This window comes from Neobacillus terrae, from assembly GCF_011393025.1.
GTDB lineage: Bacteria > Bacillota > Bacilli > Bacillales > Cytobacillaceae > Neobacillus_A > Neobacillus_A terrae.
In genome coordinates this window covers 89,149-108,647 of the sequence record NZ_JAAOEO010000013.1, presented here as the reverse complement: position 1 = coordinate 108,647, position 19,499 = coordinate 89,149, and the positions used below count along the sequence as shown (strand labels likewise).

The following is a 19,499-nucleotide window of genomic DNA, read 5'->3' as shown; positions in this document are numbered from 1 at the left end:
AATATTGGGAATATTAATAAAGATTTTGTTTGAGGGAGGGAAAGGATGAAGCACGGTGCAAGGCCAATAAAGCCGAGTAAGATGGGTAACTTTAGGGGCAGTATACCCAGCGAAAAGTGTGGAACTCTAATAAACTATGAAAGTCTACTTGAAAGGGATTATATCACTCTTCTTGAATTTGATCCTGGGATTGTGTTTTATGAATCACAACCTATTAAAATCCCCTATATGTACAAAGGGGCTAAACACAGTTATTTCCCAGACTTTAAAGTGATAACTGATGACAATAAAATCAAAATCGTTGAGGTTAAGCCAGAACGTTTTTTAACAACAGAAAAAAACTTGGTAAAATTTATGGTGGGCAAACAGTTTTGTGAAGAAAATAAATGGGAGTTTATTGTAGTATCGGAACCTAATATCAGAATTGGATTTCTTCAGTACAATTTAAAAAAAATAAAAAATATTGATTATCATTCTTTGCGTTCTGTAACAAGAATGGCTGTTTTGGAACTTGTTCGTGAAAGGAGAGAAATAACGATAGATACAATGGTCCGAGAATTACATCAATTTAACAAACAAGAAATATACTCACATGTTTTCTTTCTTATTTATAAACATATGGTGTACACGGATCTTGTTAAGTCCAAGATAAGTGGAGCTTCGCTGATAAAAATTCTTGAATAGGTGATGAACATGCCCAATTACGGATTCACACACGGTACAAAGTTTATGATAAATGATACAGAATACGTAGTGAGAAAAGACAAAATCACAGAGATAGAAGTTGAAAATTTATCATATAAAAAAATAGAAACATGGAGTATTCAGGAATTATTAAAATTATGGGAAAACAATAAATTAATATTCAAAGTAATAAAGGGAAATGAATACGAATCTGAACTGCCTGATTACGCATTAATACCGGAAAATTTAAGAAGTGAGGCCGAACGAAGGCTTAAAATACTCCAACCTGTATTAACTGGTGAAGTCCTACAAACTGAAATAAAGTCTTACGTAGCCTCTTTGCCTGAATCGGAAAAAATTTGTGTAGCCACTTTTTATAATTGGAAAAAAAGATACAACCGATCAAACAATGACATAAGAAGTTTAATTTCTCGAAACGACCTTAAAGGACCAAGAGAGCGATGGTCAAATGAATTTGCTTTAAAAAAAGCGGAAGAAGTATTAGGTGAATTTCTTCATGACCCGGAGTATGAAACCATGGATAGTCTTTATAGTGAGTATTTAATTAGAATGGATGAAATGAATGAATTTAGAATAGAAAAAATAAAACCTGTTTCCGATACAACGTTTTGGCGCATTAAACAAGATGTTTTGGATCTTGAAAAAACTGATAAAAACCAATATGGACGAGTCCAGGCAGCTTTGAATAGAAATGGATCTGTTTCCAAAGTAGTTGTACATCGGCCACTCGAAAGAGTTGAAATTGACTGGACCCCCGTTGATGTATTGCTTGTAGATCCAAAAACGCTGAAGCCAAGAAGGCCATGGCTAGTCTATGCGCTCGATAAATATTCCGGTCATCCACTTGGATTTTTTGTTACGTTTAATGACATCAATGCTAAGGCATTAAAACAATGTCTTTTACACTGTTTAATGCCAAAAACCTACATAGAAGATATTTATCCTTTTGTGGAAAATAAATGGTTAGCTAGCGGTAAACCAGAATTGTTAGTATTAGATAATTCGAAAGTTAACGAGTCTTGGGATGTAAAAGATGCATGTCAGCAGTTGGGGATTGAAATTTTATTTTGTCCTGTGGACTCTGGAAACGTTAAGGGAAGTATAGAGCGAGCATTTAGAACGTTAAACACAAAAGTATTCCACGGTCTAATGGGAACTACTTTTTCAAATACCTTTCAAAGAGGTAGATATGATTCTGAAGGTAAAGCGTATTTAACTATGCAAAGCTTTATTTATATATGCCATATTGCAATGGTTGACTTGGTAGCAAACGATATAAATATCAAAAAAAGAGCTACACCGAAAGAATTATGGATACAAGGGTTAGAAGGGAATCCAGAAATTAGACCGACGCTGTCCCGTACGAAAGCTGAACTTAAGTTAATTTTAATGAGTGGATTAGAGTATAGAACTATTACTAATAAAGGAATAGCGATAAAAAATGAAAATTATACTTCCCCTGAATTGATGACATTAAGGCATGCTATGAGGACTAAAGGTAAGGAGAAAGAGAAGGTAAGAGTTCGGTACGATTTGGCGGATATGAGAAGTATATTTGTATATAACGAAGAAGAAAGAAGATATATTGAAGCTTTTAATAAAGATCTTGATGAAAAGGGGTTTTTACTGGAATATCCTGTTCCTTACGATGACTTGCAATGGGATTCTACGATGTTTAATAAAGCAAAAGAAAAACGTGATAGAAGATTATTGGGAAGAGCTAAAAGGAAAATTCGCCTGATTCAGGTGAGAGATCGAAGGAAGTACTTTAAATATAGGAGGATGAAAGATGAAGAGGTGGGTATAACTGACAAATCCGAAGGGGGAAAGTCCTCGTATCATGGTATTTCTACAGAAGGGTTATCACACATTCAATTGAATACTCCTGAAGCAGCTGAGACCATTGCGATTATAAAAGATGAATTGCAAGACTCAAAGAAACAGCAACCAAAGAAACAATCGAAGAAAAAGAAGAAAGGTAAATCAGAAGAAAGGAATGAGGAATCAAAGCTTTTTAACATTAGTAGTAGTTTCGACATAGATTTAGAAGATTTACCAGAAATGGATGTTAAATACAAAGGAGTGTAAACATGACTACGGTAAGCATGAATACTTTCCCAAAATTAAATGGCCAACCAGCTTCATTGCAGGACATAAAAAATAGAAAGGAGCATGTAAAAAAGATAATTGTTAACCATCCTAAATATAAGGATATATATGACAGAATACAAGAGACACATTTGCTATCTGTCGCTGCAGGGCAACCTGATGGGGTTTTTTTAGCTGGCTTAACCGGTGTAGGTAAAACTACACTCCTGAAAGATTATGAGAGTACTCATCCAAGAAAAAGAATTAATGGTAAAACCATAGTTCCTATTTTTTATTTTAAAGTTCCTGTTGGCGCTACCCCAAAGTCATTTGCTTCACAGGCCTTGTATCATTTAGGGGATCCCAATTTTGAAAGAGGAACATTGGTACAAATGACAGCTCGGTTATTAAAACTAGTAAAGGCATGTAATGTAGAGATGATGGTAATTGACGAATTTCAACACCTAATAGACAAAGATTCCTCAAATGTATTAAAAAATGCTTCTGATTGGATTAAAACATTTATTGAGGATGCTAAAATTCCGGTCTTAATTTGCGGAATGCCAGAGTCCAAATCAATATTTGAAGTAAATAATCAACTAGACCGACGTTTTTGTACTCGTCTTACCCTGGAATCCTTTAACTATAGTACAAAAGAGGAACAAATTGAGTTCAGAGCTTTTCTTAATACAGTAGATAAGCAACTCCCAGTAGCGGAACAATCATTTTTAGCGGATCCAGGCTTATCGGAAAAGTTTTATTACGCAACGAATGGAGTACCATTTTATATAATGAGAATTATAGAACAGGCAACTATTATTGCGGCTAAACATGGCTTAGATAAAATATCTGAATCTGAACTATTTCTGGCATATAAGGCAGTAACTATTTCGCAAAGACCTAATGCTAAAAATCCTTTCAAAAATCCATCATTCAATTTATTCGATGCGATTGATGAGGAGAAAAGAGCAAATAATAGGCATGGCAAAAATAAAATAAATAAATAATAAATTACAATGTCTGACTTGCCTATGAAAAACTAACATGGTATGTTCGTTTGAACTGAGTATAAATGAAATGTCACGTGCAGCTGACATGTTGGCTGGTTACGTGACATTATTTTTTTTATTGAGCTTAGAGCAGAAATGATTTTTTCTAAAAAATTATGAAGTAAAGTAAAATTTTACACTAGAACATCTACGCATTCTAATTAATTATGAAATAAATATCTTAACCAATACTTAATTTTACAGTGTTGCGTTCTAAGTTTTTATGAAAAATCACAGTAATGTAAGCCACCAAATAAAATATGATTCACTACAAATATCACTTGATTCCCACCAAATTAAAACGTTGGAAACACATTATCTGGACGTAAGTTCATAATTTATCGGACTGCTTTCAAGAATAACCGAAATAAAGCTGAAAGAAAATAATCCTTTAATAACCACTTAGTTCATAAATCTAAGTGGTTATCTTTTTGTAAGGAATGATCGGGTATTAACCTGAAAACTTAGTGATTGTGAACTTATATTTTAAAACTACAGAGCCGAAAATTACTATGGAAACTCTTTTTAATTTGTGGAAACAAGATTTGTGAAGAATTCTCTTAACTGTAGGGTACAAAGTTGAGACAGCTATCTTTTAGGTATATCAGCTCAATTTCCAATTAAAGCGTTTACACTAATTTTCTGATAAGTTATAATATTATCGAAACGTTTCGATAATATTATAACTTTGGAAGGGGACATAAAATGTTGAGTCTTATTCGGTTTTTGGTTGCTTTTATACTTCTTTTAAGTTTCACTGTATCCCAATCAGTCTACGCTGAAAATAATATTAATGAAAAGTCGACAAATGCACAATTATTATCTATAGCAAAGAAGACATATAAGTTTTATGAGGACTTTACAGATCCTAAAACGGGCTTAACAGCTGATGAAGTTAGGTATGATACAGGAAAAGAAGAGAAACATGAATACACTTCTCCCACAAATATTGCAATGTATTTGTTCAGTACTATTTCCGCAAATAAATTAGGGATTATTACAAAAAGCGAAGCTACTCAAAGAATACAAAGAACCCTAGATACACTAACGGAAATGAAAAAATGGAATGGATTATTCTATAATTGGTACTATACTTCGAATGCAGCATTAAAGACAGATTGGGGCCAATTTATCTCTACAGTTGATAATGGATGGTTGTCTTCAGGGCTAATAACTGTTGGACAAGCATATCCCGAACTTTATAATCAAACGAGCAAGTTAGTAGATAGCATGAACTATTCTACCCTTTATGATCCTGCCATTGGCCAGTTTCATGGTGGTTTTGATGTTGCTCAAGGGTCTTTAACAGAATATCATTTCGGAATGTTTTATACTGAACCTCGTGTGGCCAGTTACATAGCCATTGGAAAAAGAGATGTACCGGAAGACCACTGGTGGAAAATGTACAGAACGTTACCAGCAGATTGGGATTGGCAAAGCCAGGTTCCTGAGGGAGAGAATAAATGGTATGACGGAGTTTCTGTTTTCGAAGGGCATTATAGCTACAATGGGATAAAGTATGTTCCAAGTTGGGGTGGAAGTATGTTTGAAGCATTAATGCCAAGTTTAGTACTAAAAGAAAGAGAACTCGGTGTTAACGGTCTTGGCTTGAATAATAAAAATTATGTCAGCATTCAGATCTCATATGCGAAACAGAAAGGCTACCCAGTCTGGGGGATATCCCCTTCAGCGATACCAAACGGCTATGACGCATTGGGCGTAACACCTCTTGGAACTTCCGGCTACCATGATACAGGTATAGTTACACCACACGCTTCTTTCCTTGCGTTAGAATATGCACCAAAAGATGTTATGACGAACATTCATGCATTAAAAGACTTAAATGTATATGGAAAGTATGGATTTTATGATTCTGTTAATGTAAATACAGGAGAAGTTACCAAGGCATACCTTTCTTTAGACCAAGGGATGATTATGGCTTCAATTGCTAACTTTGTTGATAACGGAGTCATTCGTAATTATTTTAATAAAGATAAGATAGCTGAACAACCACAACATCTTTTGAGCGAAGAAGTCTTCTCAATCGGTAATTAATACAATAAAAGAATTTAAGGAGAATTTTTGCAGTTTATTAATAATTATATGTCTACTATCAAAAACGCTATTCTTCTGTTTACAGAATGATAGCGTTTTTATTTACTTTCAGAAAACTGTAATACAAGATCAAATCTTGTTCTAACATTTTTCAGAATATTCTGATGGGTAACAAGTTATTAAGGAAGCCCCTATAATGGGCCCTGAAGTTATAAATATGCCTCCATTAAGTGTTATATCAAAAAAAAAGCCCTACCAAAATTAATCAAGTAGGGTTTATATAAAGTTATTATTTCATTCCTGAAATTGTATATCCATCGATAATATGCTTTTGGAAGATAATGAAAATAATAACGATAGGCACAACCATAAAGGTGGAACCAGCCATTTGCAGAGCGTAATTACCCCCATATTGGCCTTTTAATAAAGAGAGTCCAACCGATAGCGTATATAAATTCTCATCATTTGCGATAATTAATGGCCAGAGGAAGCTATTCCATCCAGCAATGAATGTTAATATTCCCTGTACTGCTAAGATTGGTCTTGAAATGGGAAGAACCACCTGCATAAATAACCTCAATTCACTTGCCCCATCAAGCCGGGCTGCCTCTAGCAATTCATCAGGGATGGTCGTCATGAACTGTCGGAATAAGAAGATACTGAAAGCACCAACAAGTCCTGGAAGCACGATACCCGCCATTGTATTGGTAAGGTGCATCTTATTTAAGATTAGATAAACCGGAATCATGGTTACTTGTCCGGGAATCATCATTGTAGCCAGGATAAGATAAAACAACTTATCTTTGCCTTTAAATTGATATTTGGCAAAAGCGTAACCTGCCATCGCGTTTAAAAATAGACCTACAAAAGAGCATAGAACAATGATAATGGTGTTTTTCAAATAAAGTCCGAAGTTCATATTTTCAAAAAGATTTTGGAAATTTTCCAATGTAAACTGTTTTGGGAATAAGGTTGGTACTAAAGAACTTATTTCACTCTCCGGCTTAAAAGACGAAAAAACCATCCAAATAAAGGGGAGTGCAACCAAAATGCCAGCTACGGTTAAAATAATTCCGACAATCCATTGTTGATAACGGTCTGTGCTTTCTTTCAATGGTATCACCTCATCAATACTCAATAATCAACATTCTTATTTTGGAATTTAAATTGAACCAATGTAATGATAATAATGGCAATGAATAAAATGAATGAACCTGCTGCAGCGTAGCCAAAATTACTGAGTTGGAAACCATTATGGTAAATAAAGAGTGCTACTGACGTCGTACTATCAAGCGGCCCACCATTGGTCATGACGAACGGCTCTTCAAAAAATTGCAGCCATCCAATCATTGTGGTTATCGATACAAAGAATATTGCATATCGCAATAATGGAATGGTGATTTTTGTTAGCTGTTTCCATCCGTTTGCACCATCAAGCTGTGCTGCCTCATAGTACGTCTTTGGAATACCTTGAATAGCAGCTAAAAAAATAATCATATTAACACCGATGGCTCTCCATAATGCTAAAGCGATCAATGAGATTTTCGCCATAATTGGATCTTGCAGCCAAGGAACAGACGGCAAATGAACGAGTTTTAATAAATAGTTAAACAAGCCTAATTGGGGATTATAAAGATAGCTCCATACCACCGCAACGGCAACCACATTAGTAATGGAAGGCATATAAAAAATTACTCGGAATGCTTTGAAAATACGTGCATTACCAAAGTTAATCAGAAGGGCAACAGCCAATGACAGAATAATTACGAACGGAACACCGAAAATTACATAAAACAAGGTATTTAAAATTGACTTTAAAAAAATTGGATCTTTTATAACTTCTTTATAATTGTCAAATCCAATAAAATTGATCTGTGAATAATCCGCTAATCCGGTTAGATTGATATCTGTAAAACTGATAATAAGCGCAACAACGATAGGTAAAATAGAAAAGACCGATAATAAAATAATCGTTGGAGCAATAAAAAAATATGGTGTCTTACTTTTCTTCATAACAGTCCCTTCCTTTACAAACCCCAAAATAGGACATAGTAGATAATGGCATTCACCGAAATCAATGAGTGAATGCCATCGTTTTGACAGTATTATTTATTTACTTAAAATTTCCTCAGCCTTTTTGTTAAAGTCATCCATTGTTTTTTGGACATCTGCACCACCGCGGAAAATTTGTTCGTTGCTCTTTAAGAATGCTTGTGCAATTGGTTCCCATTGTTTAATAACCGGTACGGGCTGGGAATTTTTCATTTGTTCGCCAAATACTTTAAGATTTGGATCGTTTTGTAATGAAGAATCTTCCCATGCTTTTTTGTTTGCAGGCATAGCATTTACTAGTTTTAACCATTCAATTTGTGTTTCTGGTTTACTCATATAAGCAGCAAATTTAAGAGCTGCATCTTTATGTTTTGTATATTGGAAAACAGAAAGGTCTGATCCGCCAAGTGCAGAAATGTTATTTTCTTTTGCAGGCAGTACCGCAGTTGCCCATTTACCTTTTAATTCTGGTGCTTGGTCATTAATTAGTTTAACCATCCAAGGTCCGCTGATGAACATTGGAACAATTCCGTCACCTTTAAATGCTGCAATCGCATCTAAACCGATATCATTTTTAGGAGCAGAACCGTTTTTAAAGAAACTATCCATGTATTTAACAGCATCAACGAATTCTTTTTGATTAAATAAAGGTTTGTTTCCATCAAGTAATTTTGAACCATTTTGACGAGCTAACATGAATGATAAGCTTTGTTCATTAGCATCAATGCTAATTCCGTAGTTATTACCGCCGCGAGCCTTCAGTTTTTTAGCCGCATCACTTAACTCATCCCAGGTTTGAGGTGCTTTATCATATCCTACTTTTTTCAATAAATCTGTACGGTAATAAAGAACGCGTGTGTCGATATACCAAGGTACACCAACTACTTTATTATCGTATTTGGTAGTTTCAACAGAACCATCAAAGAAGTTATCAGCTGCAAGTTCAGGGTACTTATCCGAAGATTTTGATAAGTCCATAAGTGCTCCAGCAGAAGCGAATTCCGGAATCCAAGTAGTTCCCATTTGTACAACGTCAGGTCCTTGTTTAGAAGCAACAGCAGTTAATAGCTTGTCATGTGCCTTATCCCATGGAAGGGCTTGAACTTGAACGTGAATCTTTGGATTTTCTTTTTCAAAATCTTTTGCGATTTTTGGTAAGGATTTAGCTTCTTCACCCATTCCCCAAACGGTAATAGTTGTTTGTCCATCTTTGCTGGATGAAGAAGTACTATTGGATGAACATCCAGCTAATGCGCCAGAAACAACTAGTGAACCTAATAAAGCTACGGTTGCAACCTTTTTACTTAATAATTTCATTTTAGTATCCTCCATAATTCATTGGGATTTTAGTAGTTTCATCTTTTTAATAGAAAATTTACATATGCATTACTTGTTAATTGTATTGATAAAATGTCTATTGAACAAGAACTGCTTTTCGGAAACCTAAAGTGATATATAAAAATAGTGTTTTTATCCTGGTTAAGTAGGATACCTCCTTCTATAGAAACGTTTCGATTTTCCGTAAAAAAATATAGAACTTATAATGGAGAAACGTTTCGAACAATACTAAAAAAATATTAAACTTTCAGTGGTAAAAATTGTGAAACGTTTCGATATAGCCATTATAAGTTAGGATGAAATCGTTTTCAACCTATTTTTTTTAATTTTTTTCTAATTCATGTATTTCTAGCATTATATTGTGAATAAGATTAATAGAAACGTTTCTATCAGATGTTGACGAACTAAAAGAAAGCGCTTATAATCCAAATTAAAAAGCAATCGAAACGTTTCTATTAACAATACAATTTGGAGGAATCCTACTAATGACTGAACATCAATTAAAGTCCCTGTTGGAACAGATGACGTTAGATGAAAAAATTGCCCAGCTCCTTCAATTAGCTGGTCCCTTTTATAAAGGTTCAAAAGACAATGGCGAAATTACAGGACCAATGGCAGAGATGGGGATTACAGCTGAAGAAATTGAAAAAAGCGGATCAGTACTTGGAGTTTCCGGAGCCCAAGATGTAATGAGAATTCAGGAGGAATATTTGAAAACCAATCGTCTAGGGATTCCATTATTATTTATGGCTGACGTTGTTCATGGTTATAAAACCATTTTTCCTGTTCCGCTAGCGATAGGATGCTCCTGGGATTTAGATTTGGCTGAAAAAAGCGCGGAAATTGCAGCAAAAGAAGCTTCTGTTTCCGGTGTCCATGTAACCTTTGCTCCAATGGTTGATTTAGTTCGCGACCCACGCTGGGGAAGGGTAATGGAAACCACTGGTGAGGATCCATATTTAAATAGTGAATTTGCACGGGCATTTGTAAGAGGTTTTCAAGGTGAAAATCTGCAAGAGGATACGAATCGGGTAGCAGCTTGTGTTAAACACTTTGCTGCCTATGGTGCCCCAGAAGGAGGCCGTGATTACAATACCGTGAACATGTCAGAACGGCAATTACGTGAATCCTATTTACCGGCTTATAAGGCTGCATTAGATGAAGGCTGCGAAATGGTTATGACCTCGTTTAATACGGTAGACGGCATTCCATCAAGCGGAAACAAATGGTTAATGCGCCATTTACTTAGAGGCGAATGGCAATTTGATGGTGTGGTCATTTCCGACTGGGGTGCGGTAAAAGAGTTAATTCCACATGGTGTTGCAGAGGATGAAAGAGAGGCTGCGGCCAAAGCAATCCTTGCTGGCGTCGATATTGAAATGATGACAGCCTGCTATGTGAAGAACTTAAAACACCTCGTAGAAACAAAAGAAGTGAACGAAGCAATCATTGATGAAGCTGTTCTTCGTATCCTGCAGCTTAAGCATAAATTAGGCCTCTTTGATAACCCGTATCGTGGAGCAGATGTGAAGCTTGAACAAGAGGTGGTCATGAGCGATGAGCATCTTAATGCTTCAAGAGAATTAGCAGCTAAATCAGTTGTACTTTTAAAAAATGAAAACATCCTTCCATTAAAAAAAGAACAGAAAGTCGCCTTGATTGGTCCGTTTGCACAAAGCGGAGATATTTTAGGACCCTGGTCTTGGATGGGTTCTAAGGAAAAGACTATTCAATTAGCTGATGGGCTTTCGGATAAGACTTCAACTATTAACATTGCAAAAGGGTCTGATATTGAAACGGTAACAGATGAACAGCTGGAGGAAGCAGTTAATGCTGCTGAGGATGCTGATGTGATTGTTTTGGCTCTAGGAGAAGATTCAGACATGAGCGGCGAGGCAGGCTGCCGTGCAGACATTCGATTACCGGAAAGCCAGCTTGTCCTTGTATCCAAGCTTAAACAGTTAGACAAGCCGATAGTTGCGGTATTGTTTAATGGTCGTCCATTGGATTTACATGGTCTAATTGACCAGGCTGATGCCGTGCTAGAAGCATGGTACCCAGGTACAGCAGGGGGAGCAGCCGTTGCGGATCTCCTTTATGGTGACGTTAATCCTTCCGGAAAACTGACAATGTCCTTCCCGTACTCTGTCGGACAGGTGCCAGTTTATTATAACCATTATAATACTGGACGGCCTAAGCTTGACCCGGATGTAAAAGAACGGTATTTATCTCAGTATTTAGACATTCCTAACGAGCCGCTCTTGCCATTTGGGTTTGGATTGAGCTATACAACCTTTACTTACAGTGATTATAAAGTTTCTTCTGAGACGGTCACACCTGAAACCCCGCTCACCTTATCGGTAAAAATTACGAATACTGGGGATTTCACAGGGGATGAAATCGTTCAATTATACATTCGTGATCTTTCTGGTGAAGTGGTACGCCCAGTTAAGGAACTAAAAGCGTTTGAAAAAGTAAGTCTAAAGCCAGGGGAATCAAAAGAAATCACCTTTACAATAACTGAAGAGCAGTTAAGGTATTATCATTCAGACCTTCAATATACAAGTGACCAGGGTAGCTTTGAAGCTTACATTGGTCCTGATAGTCAACATGTAACCACTTTTTCGTTCAAATTAGTCAAGTAAGTAAGTGAGGAGAACAATATGACAGCGACGACAGATTCAAAGTTTCATATAAAAAAAGGGAATTATCAGTTTACCTTTATAAACACTGGGGATATTTTTGAAGCTGCATATAAAAACATTATGCTAAATCAATGGATAGCCAATCCGATTGATGGTTCATTAAATAATCTCTATTTACGTATTCATGATGTAGGAAAGGTTCAAGCCTTTCCTTTGTTGGGGGTCCATTCTAACAGTAAAGTCAGTTATACCGAAACAAGTGTGATCTCACAGGGAAATGTGAAGGGAATCGAGTATAAAGTTGTCTTTTCTTTGACGGACCAAGGGGTTTGGTTCTGGGATGTGACATTAAAAGGTGAGGATGCAGTAGTTGACGTTATTTACGGGCAGGACTTAGGCTTAGCGGAAAAAGGGGCGGTTCGCTCCAATGAGGCCTTTTTATCCCAATATATTGACCATAAGGTTTTTGATCATGCTCATAAAGGGTACATCGTTTGTTCCCGTCAGAACCAGCCGCAGCACGGAATGTTCCCGTATATGCAGCAAGGCGCATTAACAAATGCAACTGGTTTTTCCACTGATGGATTTCAATTTTTTGGGCTGTCGTATAAAGAAACGAATGAGCCTGAGGTGTTAGCAAAGGAACAGCTTTCTAATGATGTATATCAATATGAATTTGCTTATACTGCCTTACAGTCTGAACGGATTCATTTAGCAGGGGAAGCCCAATTTGTTTTCTATAGTCTTTTTAAAGAAAACCATGATGCGGCTATTACCGAATTAGAGTTTGAAATAGAAGTTACAGAGGCTTGGATGAAAGTTAAGGCGCACAATCAACAAGCAGCTCATAGGGTGGAACAAGTAAAGTTGGTGACTCCTATTGAAGCCCCGTTACAGACCGTTTCAATGACTCTTGAGGAAATTAACCAATTATATCCAGAACGTCATCAAGAGGAACGGGAAGGAGATTCGCTATTATCCTTCTTCACAGACACACATGAACATGTGATTTTAAAGGAAAAAGAACTTATTGTTGAACGTCCGCATGGTCACATTCTTATGACCGGCAATAATGCAAAAATGAGAGAGGATGTACTAACAACTACCTCTTATATGTACGGTATTTTTAACTCACAGGTGGTTGTTGGTAATACTTCTTTTAATAAAATGTTGACCAATGCTAGAAATGCACTGAACGTGATGAAAACTTCCGGCCAGCGGATTTATGTTGAAATCGATGGAGCTTTCCGCCTATTGACCATGCCGTCTATGTTTGAGCTTGGTTTTAACTATGCCCGTTGGTTTTACAAGACTGCAGATGAAATGTTCGTTATTACCAACTTTACAACACTGGATACACCTGAATTGCAATTGACTGTGCGTTCTATAAGCGGGAAGTCTTATCGTTACCTCGTTACGAATCAGGTTTCAATGAACAATAACGAGTATGAGACAGGATTCGAATTCAAATTGGACGACCAAGTGATTTCTGTGTTTGCTGATGAGAATTCCGACAGTGCAAAAGTTTATCCAAATCTTCGTTATCGCATGCAAGTAACAGGTGCCAAGATTGAGGTTAAGGATGAGCAGCCTTTAGCTGAAGCATCTCTGTTAGTGGTTGAAGTAGGCGGAACTTCTGAATGGACGATGACCATTCAAGGCCTTCTCCGCGGTGAAAAATTGCCATTTGCTCCGATCGAAATGGAAGAAGAAATCGCTAAATACCGTGAATTTTACCGTTCTTTAATGAATGGGTTCCATTTAAGCTTGAATGAAAAAATGGAGAAATTCAATGACTTAGCATGGTGGTATACGCATAATATGCTCGTTCATTACTCCGTTCCTCATGGACTGGAACAATATGGCGGAGCTGCATGGGGTACGCGTGATGTCTGCCAAGGACCGTCTGAATACTTCCTTGCGACACAAAAATATGATTCCGTACGTGAAATCATTAAGACCGTTTATTCCCATCAATATGAGGATGATGGCAACTGGCCACAATGGTTCATGTTCGATCAATATTATCGAATCCAACAAGAGGATAGCCACGGCGATATCATTGTTTGGCCGTTAAAGGTATTGAGTGATTATCTAGCAATTACCAAGGATTTTGGGATTTTGAAAGAAAAGGTTCCTTTTACAAAGAAGGGAAGCTTCGAGTTTACCGAAGAACATGCTACGATTTTTGAACATGCGAAAAAAGAAATTTCTTATATTACAAGTCATTTCATTCATGATACCTATTTATCCTCTTATGGAGATGGGGATTGGGATGATACCCTGCAACCGGCCAATGCCAACTTGAAAAAATATATGGTGAGCGGCTGGACAGTTGCACTGGCATACCAGGTTCTAAACCAGCTCTCACAGATAATGGTGGATATAGACGAGGAAGAAGCGAAGGAGCTTCAAGCGTTAGCTAAAGGAATTGAAGCTGATTTTAATAAATATATGCTGCAAACAGACGTCCTTCCTGGATTTGTCTATATGGAAAAGCCAGGTGAAGCCGAATTGATGCTTCATCCAACTGATGAGAAAACAGGCGTTCATTATCGTCTTCTTCCGATGAATCGCGGCATTATTTCCGAGCTTTTAACACCAGAAAGTGCGGAATCTCATTATCAAATAATTAAAGAGAAGCTTTACCATCCAGATGGTGTCCGCTTAATGGACCGTCCTGCTAACTATGCTGGCGGTGTCAGCACTCACTTTAAACGGGCTGAACAAGCATCCAATTTTGGCCGTGAAGTCGGTCTTCAATATGTGCACGCCCATATTCGCTTTATTGAAGCAATGGCGAAGCTTGGAAAGGCCGGGGAAGTTTGGAAGGGATTAGAGGTTATTAATCCTATCGGCATTCAAGAGGTAGTTCCAAATGCAGAGCGGAGACAAAGCAACGCTTATTTTAGCAGCTCTGATGGCAAATTTAATACCCGTTATGATGCCGGAGAGCAGTTTGAACAGCTTCGTCAAGGCACTGTACCGGTAAAAGGCGGCTGGCGCATTTACTCAAGCGGCCCTGGAATTTATATGAACCAGTTGATTTCAAACAGTCTTGGGATTCGTTTGGACGGGGAGGATTTGATTATTGACCCAGTTCTCTCTCAGGACCTCGATGGACTTGAATTCCAATTTACGGTGAAAAATCAACCGGTGACCTTTATCTATCACGTTGAAGGTAATGCCGTGAGACGTGTTGTCATCAATGGTAATGAGGCTTCCGTTGAAACAATCGGTAACCGATACCGCCAAACGGGAGTTAGAATTGCAAAGCAGGAGCTTCAACAGCTGTTGGCTGATAGTGAACATACAATTGAAATTTATATGTAGAGAGGCCAGCGGTCAGAGGTTGACCGCGGCTTTTCTTATTTTTAAAAAGGGAGTGTCCATATGAAGCCTGAATGGTGGCATAAAAGTGTTGTCTATCAAATTTATCCTAGAAGTTTTCAAGATTCAAATGGAGATGGAATAGGGGATCTTCAAGGGATTATTTCGAGACTTGATTACATTCAAGAACTAGGTGTGGATATCATTTGGCTTTGTCCTGTCTATGCCTCGCCAAATGATGATAACGGGTATGATATCAGTGATTACTACTCTATTAATCCCGAATATGGAACCATGAAAGACATGGACCAGCTGATTTTTGAAGCTTCCCAACGAGGAATTGGAATTATGATGGATATAGTGGCCAACCATACCTCCGACGAACATCCATGGTTTATCGAGGCCAGCCGAGATATAAAAAGTCCTTACCGAAACTATTATGTGTGGCGGGATGGAAAAGGGGAACAGCCTCCAAGTGAATTGCGGTCTATTTTTGGTGGAAGTGCTTGGGAATATAGCAGCGAGACCAATCAATATTTTTTACACATGTTTAGTAAGAAACAGCCTGACTTAAACTGGCACTACCCGCCCGTCCGCAGGGCTATGTATGAAGTGATGAAGTTTTGGATTAATAAAGGAATAAAGGGATTTCGCTTTGATGTGATTGATTTAATTGGAAAAGAAATTGACTCTAATATAATTGCAAATGGCCCCCTCCTTCATAAATATCTACAAGAGATGAACAAAAAAGTTCTGCAGGGACAGGAGGTCGTTACAGTTGGTGAAACCGGGGGAGCTGATTTATCACAGGCTCTTTTGTATACTGATCCAGACCAAAAGGAACTAAGTATGATTTTTTCATTTGAGCATATAGCCCTTGATGAAGAACCTGGCAAACAAAAATGGGATTTAAAGCCATTAGATCTAAATGACTTAAAACGAGTTTTATCCCACTGGCAAAATGGGTTAGAGGCTAAAGGATGGAACAGTCTATTTTGGAGTAATCATGATCAGCCAAGGATTATTTCAAGGTGGGGAAATGATTCTGTTTATCGTTATGAAAGTGCAACAATGCTAGGAACACTTCTACATTTAATGCGCGGAACCCCTTTTATCTATCAAGGAGAGGAGATTGGAATGACCAACGTTCATTTTACTGACCTGTCCTTTTATCGAGATATTGAAACCTATCAAATGTATAGGGAACGGCTTCAAAAAGGATATACAGAAGAACAAATTTTTGCTTCAATTCATGCCAAAGGCAGGGATAATGCCCGGACGCCTATGCAATGGAATTCCTCACCTATGGCAGGTTTTACTGAAGGAACCCCATGGATTTCCTTAAACCCTAATTATGTTGATATTAATGCAAAGAATGACCGTCTGTCATCTCAATCTATTTTTCGATATTATCAAAAGTTAATATTCCTGAGAAAAAATATGAATTTGATTGTTTATGGTGATTATAATTTATTAGAGACTGAACCGGAGTTATTTGCATACAAAAGAATATGGGAAAACGATTGCGTATCAGTTTTTTGTAATTTTACCGATAAAATTATTGATTGTGACTTAACAAAGACTCTGCTAACTGGTGAAATACTTCTAAAGAATTATGAAACCAGCCCGTTAATTGGGAAATTGCGCCCGTACGAGGCTATCGTTTTTAAGTCAAATATAAATAATTAATATAATTATTAAACTTGGAACAATGTATAATAATTATTACGATAAGCTGATAGGAGAGAACAAAGTGGTAAGTATAAAAGATATCGCTAAAAAGGCTGGCGTTTCTATCTCAACTGTTTCATATGCCTTAAATGGCAACCCAAAAGTAACAGAAGAAACAGCAGCCAAAATTATTGCCATTGCCAATGAATTGAATTATATTCCAAACGCAGCTGCACGATCCCTAAAAAAACAAGAAACCAGAATTATTGGAGTCTTTCTTACCAATTACGGCGGTGCTTTTTACGGACAGCTATTACAGGGAATGCAGGAAGCCTTAAGCCTGAAAGGATATGAACTTATCGTTTGCACCGGAAGGGAATCTCATCGCTTTCTTCCGGAACGTATGATTGACGGTGCAATTATACTAGATGCTACTTTCTCAAGTGAAGAATTAATTAACTACGCAAACCGAGGGCATAAATTAGTTGTTTTGGATCGTGAATTGAAGCACCCTAACATAAATCAAGTGCTTCTGGATAATAAAGCGGGGGCTACGTTAGCAATTGACTACTTGATTGAGAAAGGTCACCGTAAAATTTACGCTGTTACTGGACCGAGCTTCACTTATGATTCCAATCAGCGCCTTCAAGCTGCAAGGCAAGCGGTAAAGCGATACGAGCATGTTCAATTTGTCCAAATTGAAGGAAACTTTAATAAACAAGCTGGTGAACGGGCTGCAGAACAAATTGTAAAAGAGTATTCGGAGCCAGTGGCTGTATTTTGCCTTAATGATGAAATGGCTATTGGTATGTATAATTATTTAGCTAAAACAGGTTTGTGTGTAGGAGAACATATTCATATTATTGGATTTGACAATATAGAGGTTGCACAATATATTCGACCACGGCTCGCAACTATTGATTATTCTGAACAAAAGTGGGGAGCTTTAGCAGCTGAACACCTACTTAAACTACTAGCTGATGAACCTGTAGAACATGAACGTATTTATGTCACATTGATCGATGGAGACTCAGTAAATTCAAATTAATATCCAACTTCTGCTTGAATGTCATTCAACAAGCTTTTTATAACCACTTTTATTTAAAATTGGCAAAATGGAAAATCAAGTGTTACATACAGTGAAATGGCTATCAAGAAGTAGATTGGACTGTTCTAGTTCGCGAGCCTCTGGAGGTTTCCAATGCTCCTAATCAAAGATTAAAAGGACTTATTCAATCGTCTGTACTCAGTTTTTTTTTATTCTATATATAGAGATTTATTTCGTAGATTATACATTCGAGATATTGTAATTAAATTACTGATGGATTGGTCCTAATAGGATTAATCCATTTTTTTGAATTCAATGATCGCATGGAAGTGACTCAAATGATAGACATTTATTTCTAATGATAGTAGCAATAATTATGAAGAAAACAGAAAAAGAATGTTTTGAATTAATTTAAAAGATAGAATAATTCCTAATTACTCAACTTCATTAATGTTATACCGATATAATGCGTGAAAGTAAAAGTATATCTCTGTAAATGTGTAGAGGTTATAGGCTGAATGGAGAGAGTAAGTTGAGAAAAATAGTGTTCATTTTATTATCAGTTTTGTTAATTATGACGGGTTGTTCAAACTCTAATAAAGATAAGGCAGAGGGTAAGCCAAGAGTAAAGATTGGCATCATGTTATCTGATGTTGGACTTGGTGACCAATCATTTTCAGATGCTGGATTTACCGGATTGGAAAAAGCGAGGGATGAACTTAATATCTCCTTTGACTATCGGGAAATTAAAGAGACAAAAACATACGAGAAGGGCCTGGAGGATTTAGTTAAAAGTAAAAATGATTTGATAATAGGTTTGGGCTTTGCTATGCAAGAAGCTTTAGAGAAAACAGCAAAAAAATATCCAAAACAAAAGTTTTTATTAATAGATGGAGTTTCGGATTTACCTAATATTTACTCATTAACCTTTAAGGAAGAGGAAGGTTCCTACTTACTTGGATTAATTGCAGGTATGAAAACAAAGAGTAATGTGGTGGGATTTTTGGGCGGTATGGATGTTCCTTTAATAAGGAAATTTGAAAAGGGATTTATAGCAGGGGTAAAACAAACGAACCCTAATGCTGTTGTTATTTCAAATTATGCTGGCAGTTTTGGTGATGATAAATTAGGAGCTCAGATTGCAAAAGGTATGATTCAAAAAAAGGCGGATTATATATATCCTGCGGCGGGATTTACTGGAGTAGGAGCGTTATTAGAGGCCCAGCGGTCAGGAGTATTTGGTTTTGGTGTAGATAGTGATCAATTTTATATAGCAGAAAAAGCAGTTACCACCTCAATGCTCAAGAAAATAGATGTGGCCGTATACAATGTGGCTAAAGAATTAAAAACAAACCATACATTAACGAGAAAGCATATGGTACTTGGTATAAAAGAGAATGGCGTTGGGCTAGCACCTATTCGTATTATTTCTCTTTCAGCGGAAGAAAAAAGCATTTTAAAAACACAGCAGGAAAAATTAGAATCTGGTTCACTTACCATTGAACCGTAAGATTGAGA

Annotated in this window: 12 protein-coding genes; 9 read left to right on the top strand and 3 right to left on the bottom strand. The window is 36.9% G+C overall.

Features of this window, described 5'->3' with window-relative positions:
• Positions 1-45: 45 nt before the first annotated feature.
• The 4 genes from G8761_RS17850 to G8761_RS17835 all read left to right on the top strand — a co-directional run bounded on the left by G8761_RS17850 (position 46) and on the right by G8761_RS17835 (position 5,897).
• On the top strand, positions 46-684 hold the full coding sequence (locus tag G8761_RS17850) for a TnsA endonuclease N-terminal domain-containing protein (RefSeq protein ID WP_166029129.1): 639 nt from the start codon (positions 46-48) through the stop codon (positions 682-684).
• Positions 685-729: 45 nt separating this feature from the next.
• Positions 730-2,793 (top strand): Mu transposase C-terminal domain-containing protein, encoded by a 2,064-nt coding sequence (locus tag G8761_RS17845; protein ID WP_166029126.1) that lies wholly within the window; start codon positions 730-732, stop codon positions 2,791-2,793.
• 2 nt (positions 2,794-2,795) lie between these two features.
• Positions 2,796-3,800: a TniB family NTP-binding protein gene (locus G8761_RS17840; RefSeq protein ID WP_243450072.1), complete on the top strand. Its 1,005-nt coding sequence runs from the start codon at positions 2,796-2,798 to the stop codon at positions 3,798-3,800.
• Positions 3,801-4,547: 747 nt separating this feature from the next.
• Positions 4,548-5,897 (top strand): glucoamylase family protein, encoded by a 1,350-nt coding sequence (locus G8761_RS17835; RefSeq protein ID WP_166029124.1) that lies wholly within the window; start codon positions 4,548-4,550, stop codon positions 5,895-5,897.
• Between the two features lie 289 nt (positions 5,898-6,186).
• Here the strand turns inward: G8761_RS17835 and G8761_RS17830 are convergent, their stop codons facing one another.
• The 3 genes from G8761_RS17830 to G8761_RS17820 all read right to left on the bottom strand — a co-directional run bounded on the left by G8761_RS17830 (position 6,187) and on the right by G8761_RS17820 (position 9,266).
• Positions 6,187-7,020 (bottom strand): carbohydrate ABC transporter permease, encoded by an 834-nt coding sequence (locus G8761_RS17830; RefSeq protein WP_420800265.1) that lies wholly within the window; start codon positions 7,018-7,020, stop codon positions 6,187-6,189.
• 11 nt (positions 7,021-7,031) lie between these two features.
• The gene (locus tag G8761_RS17825) at positions 7,032-7,910 is read right to left on the bottom strand and encodes a carbohydrate ABC transporter permease (protein ID WP_166029122.1); all 879 of its coding nucleotides are present in this window, start codon (positions 7,908-7,910) and stop codon (positions 7,032-7,034) included.
• A gap of 96 nt (positions 7,911-8,006) precedes the next feature.
• Complete coding sequence (locus G8761_RS17820; RefSeq protein ID WP_166029120.1) at positions 8,007-9,266, bottom strand: sugar ABC transporter substrate-binding protein; 1,260 nt, start codon at positions 9,264-9,266, stop codon at positions 8,007-8,009.
• 506 nt (positions 9,267-9,772) lie between these two features.
• On the opposite strand from G8761_RS17820, the gene bglX reads away from it, so the two are divergent.
• The 5 genes from bglX to G8761_RS17795 all read left to right on the top strand — a co-directional run bounded on the left by bglX (position 9,773) and on the right by G8761_RS17795 (position 19,491).
• Complete coding sequence (gene bglX, locus G8761_RS17815) at positions 9,773-11,932, top strand: beta-glucosidase BglX (RefSeq protein WP_166029118.1); 2,160 nt, start codon at positions 9,773-9,775, stop codon at positions 11,930-11,932.
• Positions 11,933-11,950: 18 nt separating this feature from the next.
• Positions 11,951-15,265 (top strand): GH36-type glycosyl hydrolase domain-containing protein, encoded by a 3,315-nt coding sequence (locus G8761_RS17810; RefSeq protein ID WP_166029116.1) that lies wholly within the window; start codon positions 11,951-11,953, stop codon positions 15,263-15,265.
• Positions 15,266-15,325: 60 nt separating this feature from the next.
• Positions 15,326-16,951 carry an alpha-glucosidase gene (locus tag G8761_RS17805; RefSeq protein WP_166029114.1) on the top strand — a complete coding sequence of 542 codons (1,626 nt, stop codon included), beginning with the start codon at positions 15,326-15,328 and terminating at the stop codon, positions 16,949-16,951.
• Positions 16,952-17,015: 64 nt separating this feature from the next.
• Entirely contained in the window at positions 17,016-17,981 is a 966-nt protein-coding gene (locus G8761_RS17800) for a substrate-binding domain-containing protein (protein WP_166029112.1), read from the top strand.
• 532 nt (positions 17,982-18,513) lie between these two features.
• Complete coding sequence (locus tag G8761_RS17795) at positions 18,514-19,491, top strand: BMP family lipoprotein (protein ID WP_166029109.1); 978 nt, start codon at positions 18,514-18,516, stop codon at positions 19,489-19,491.
• The last annotated feature ends 8 nt before the right edge of the window (positions 19,492-19,499 follow it).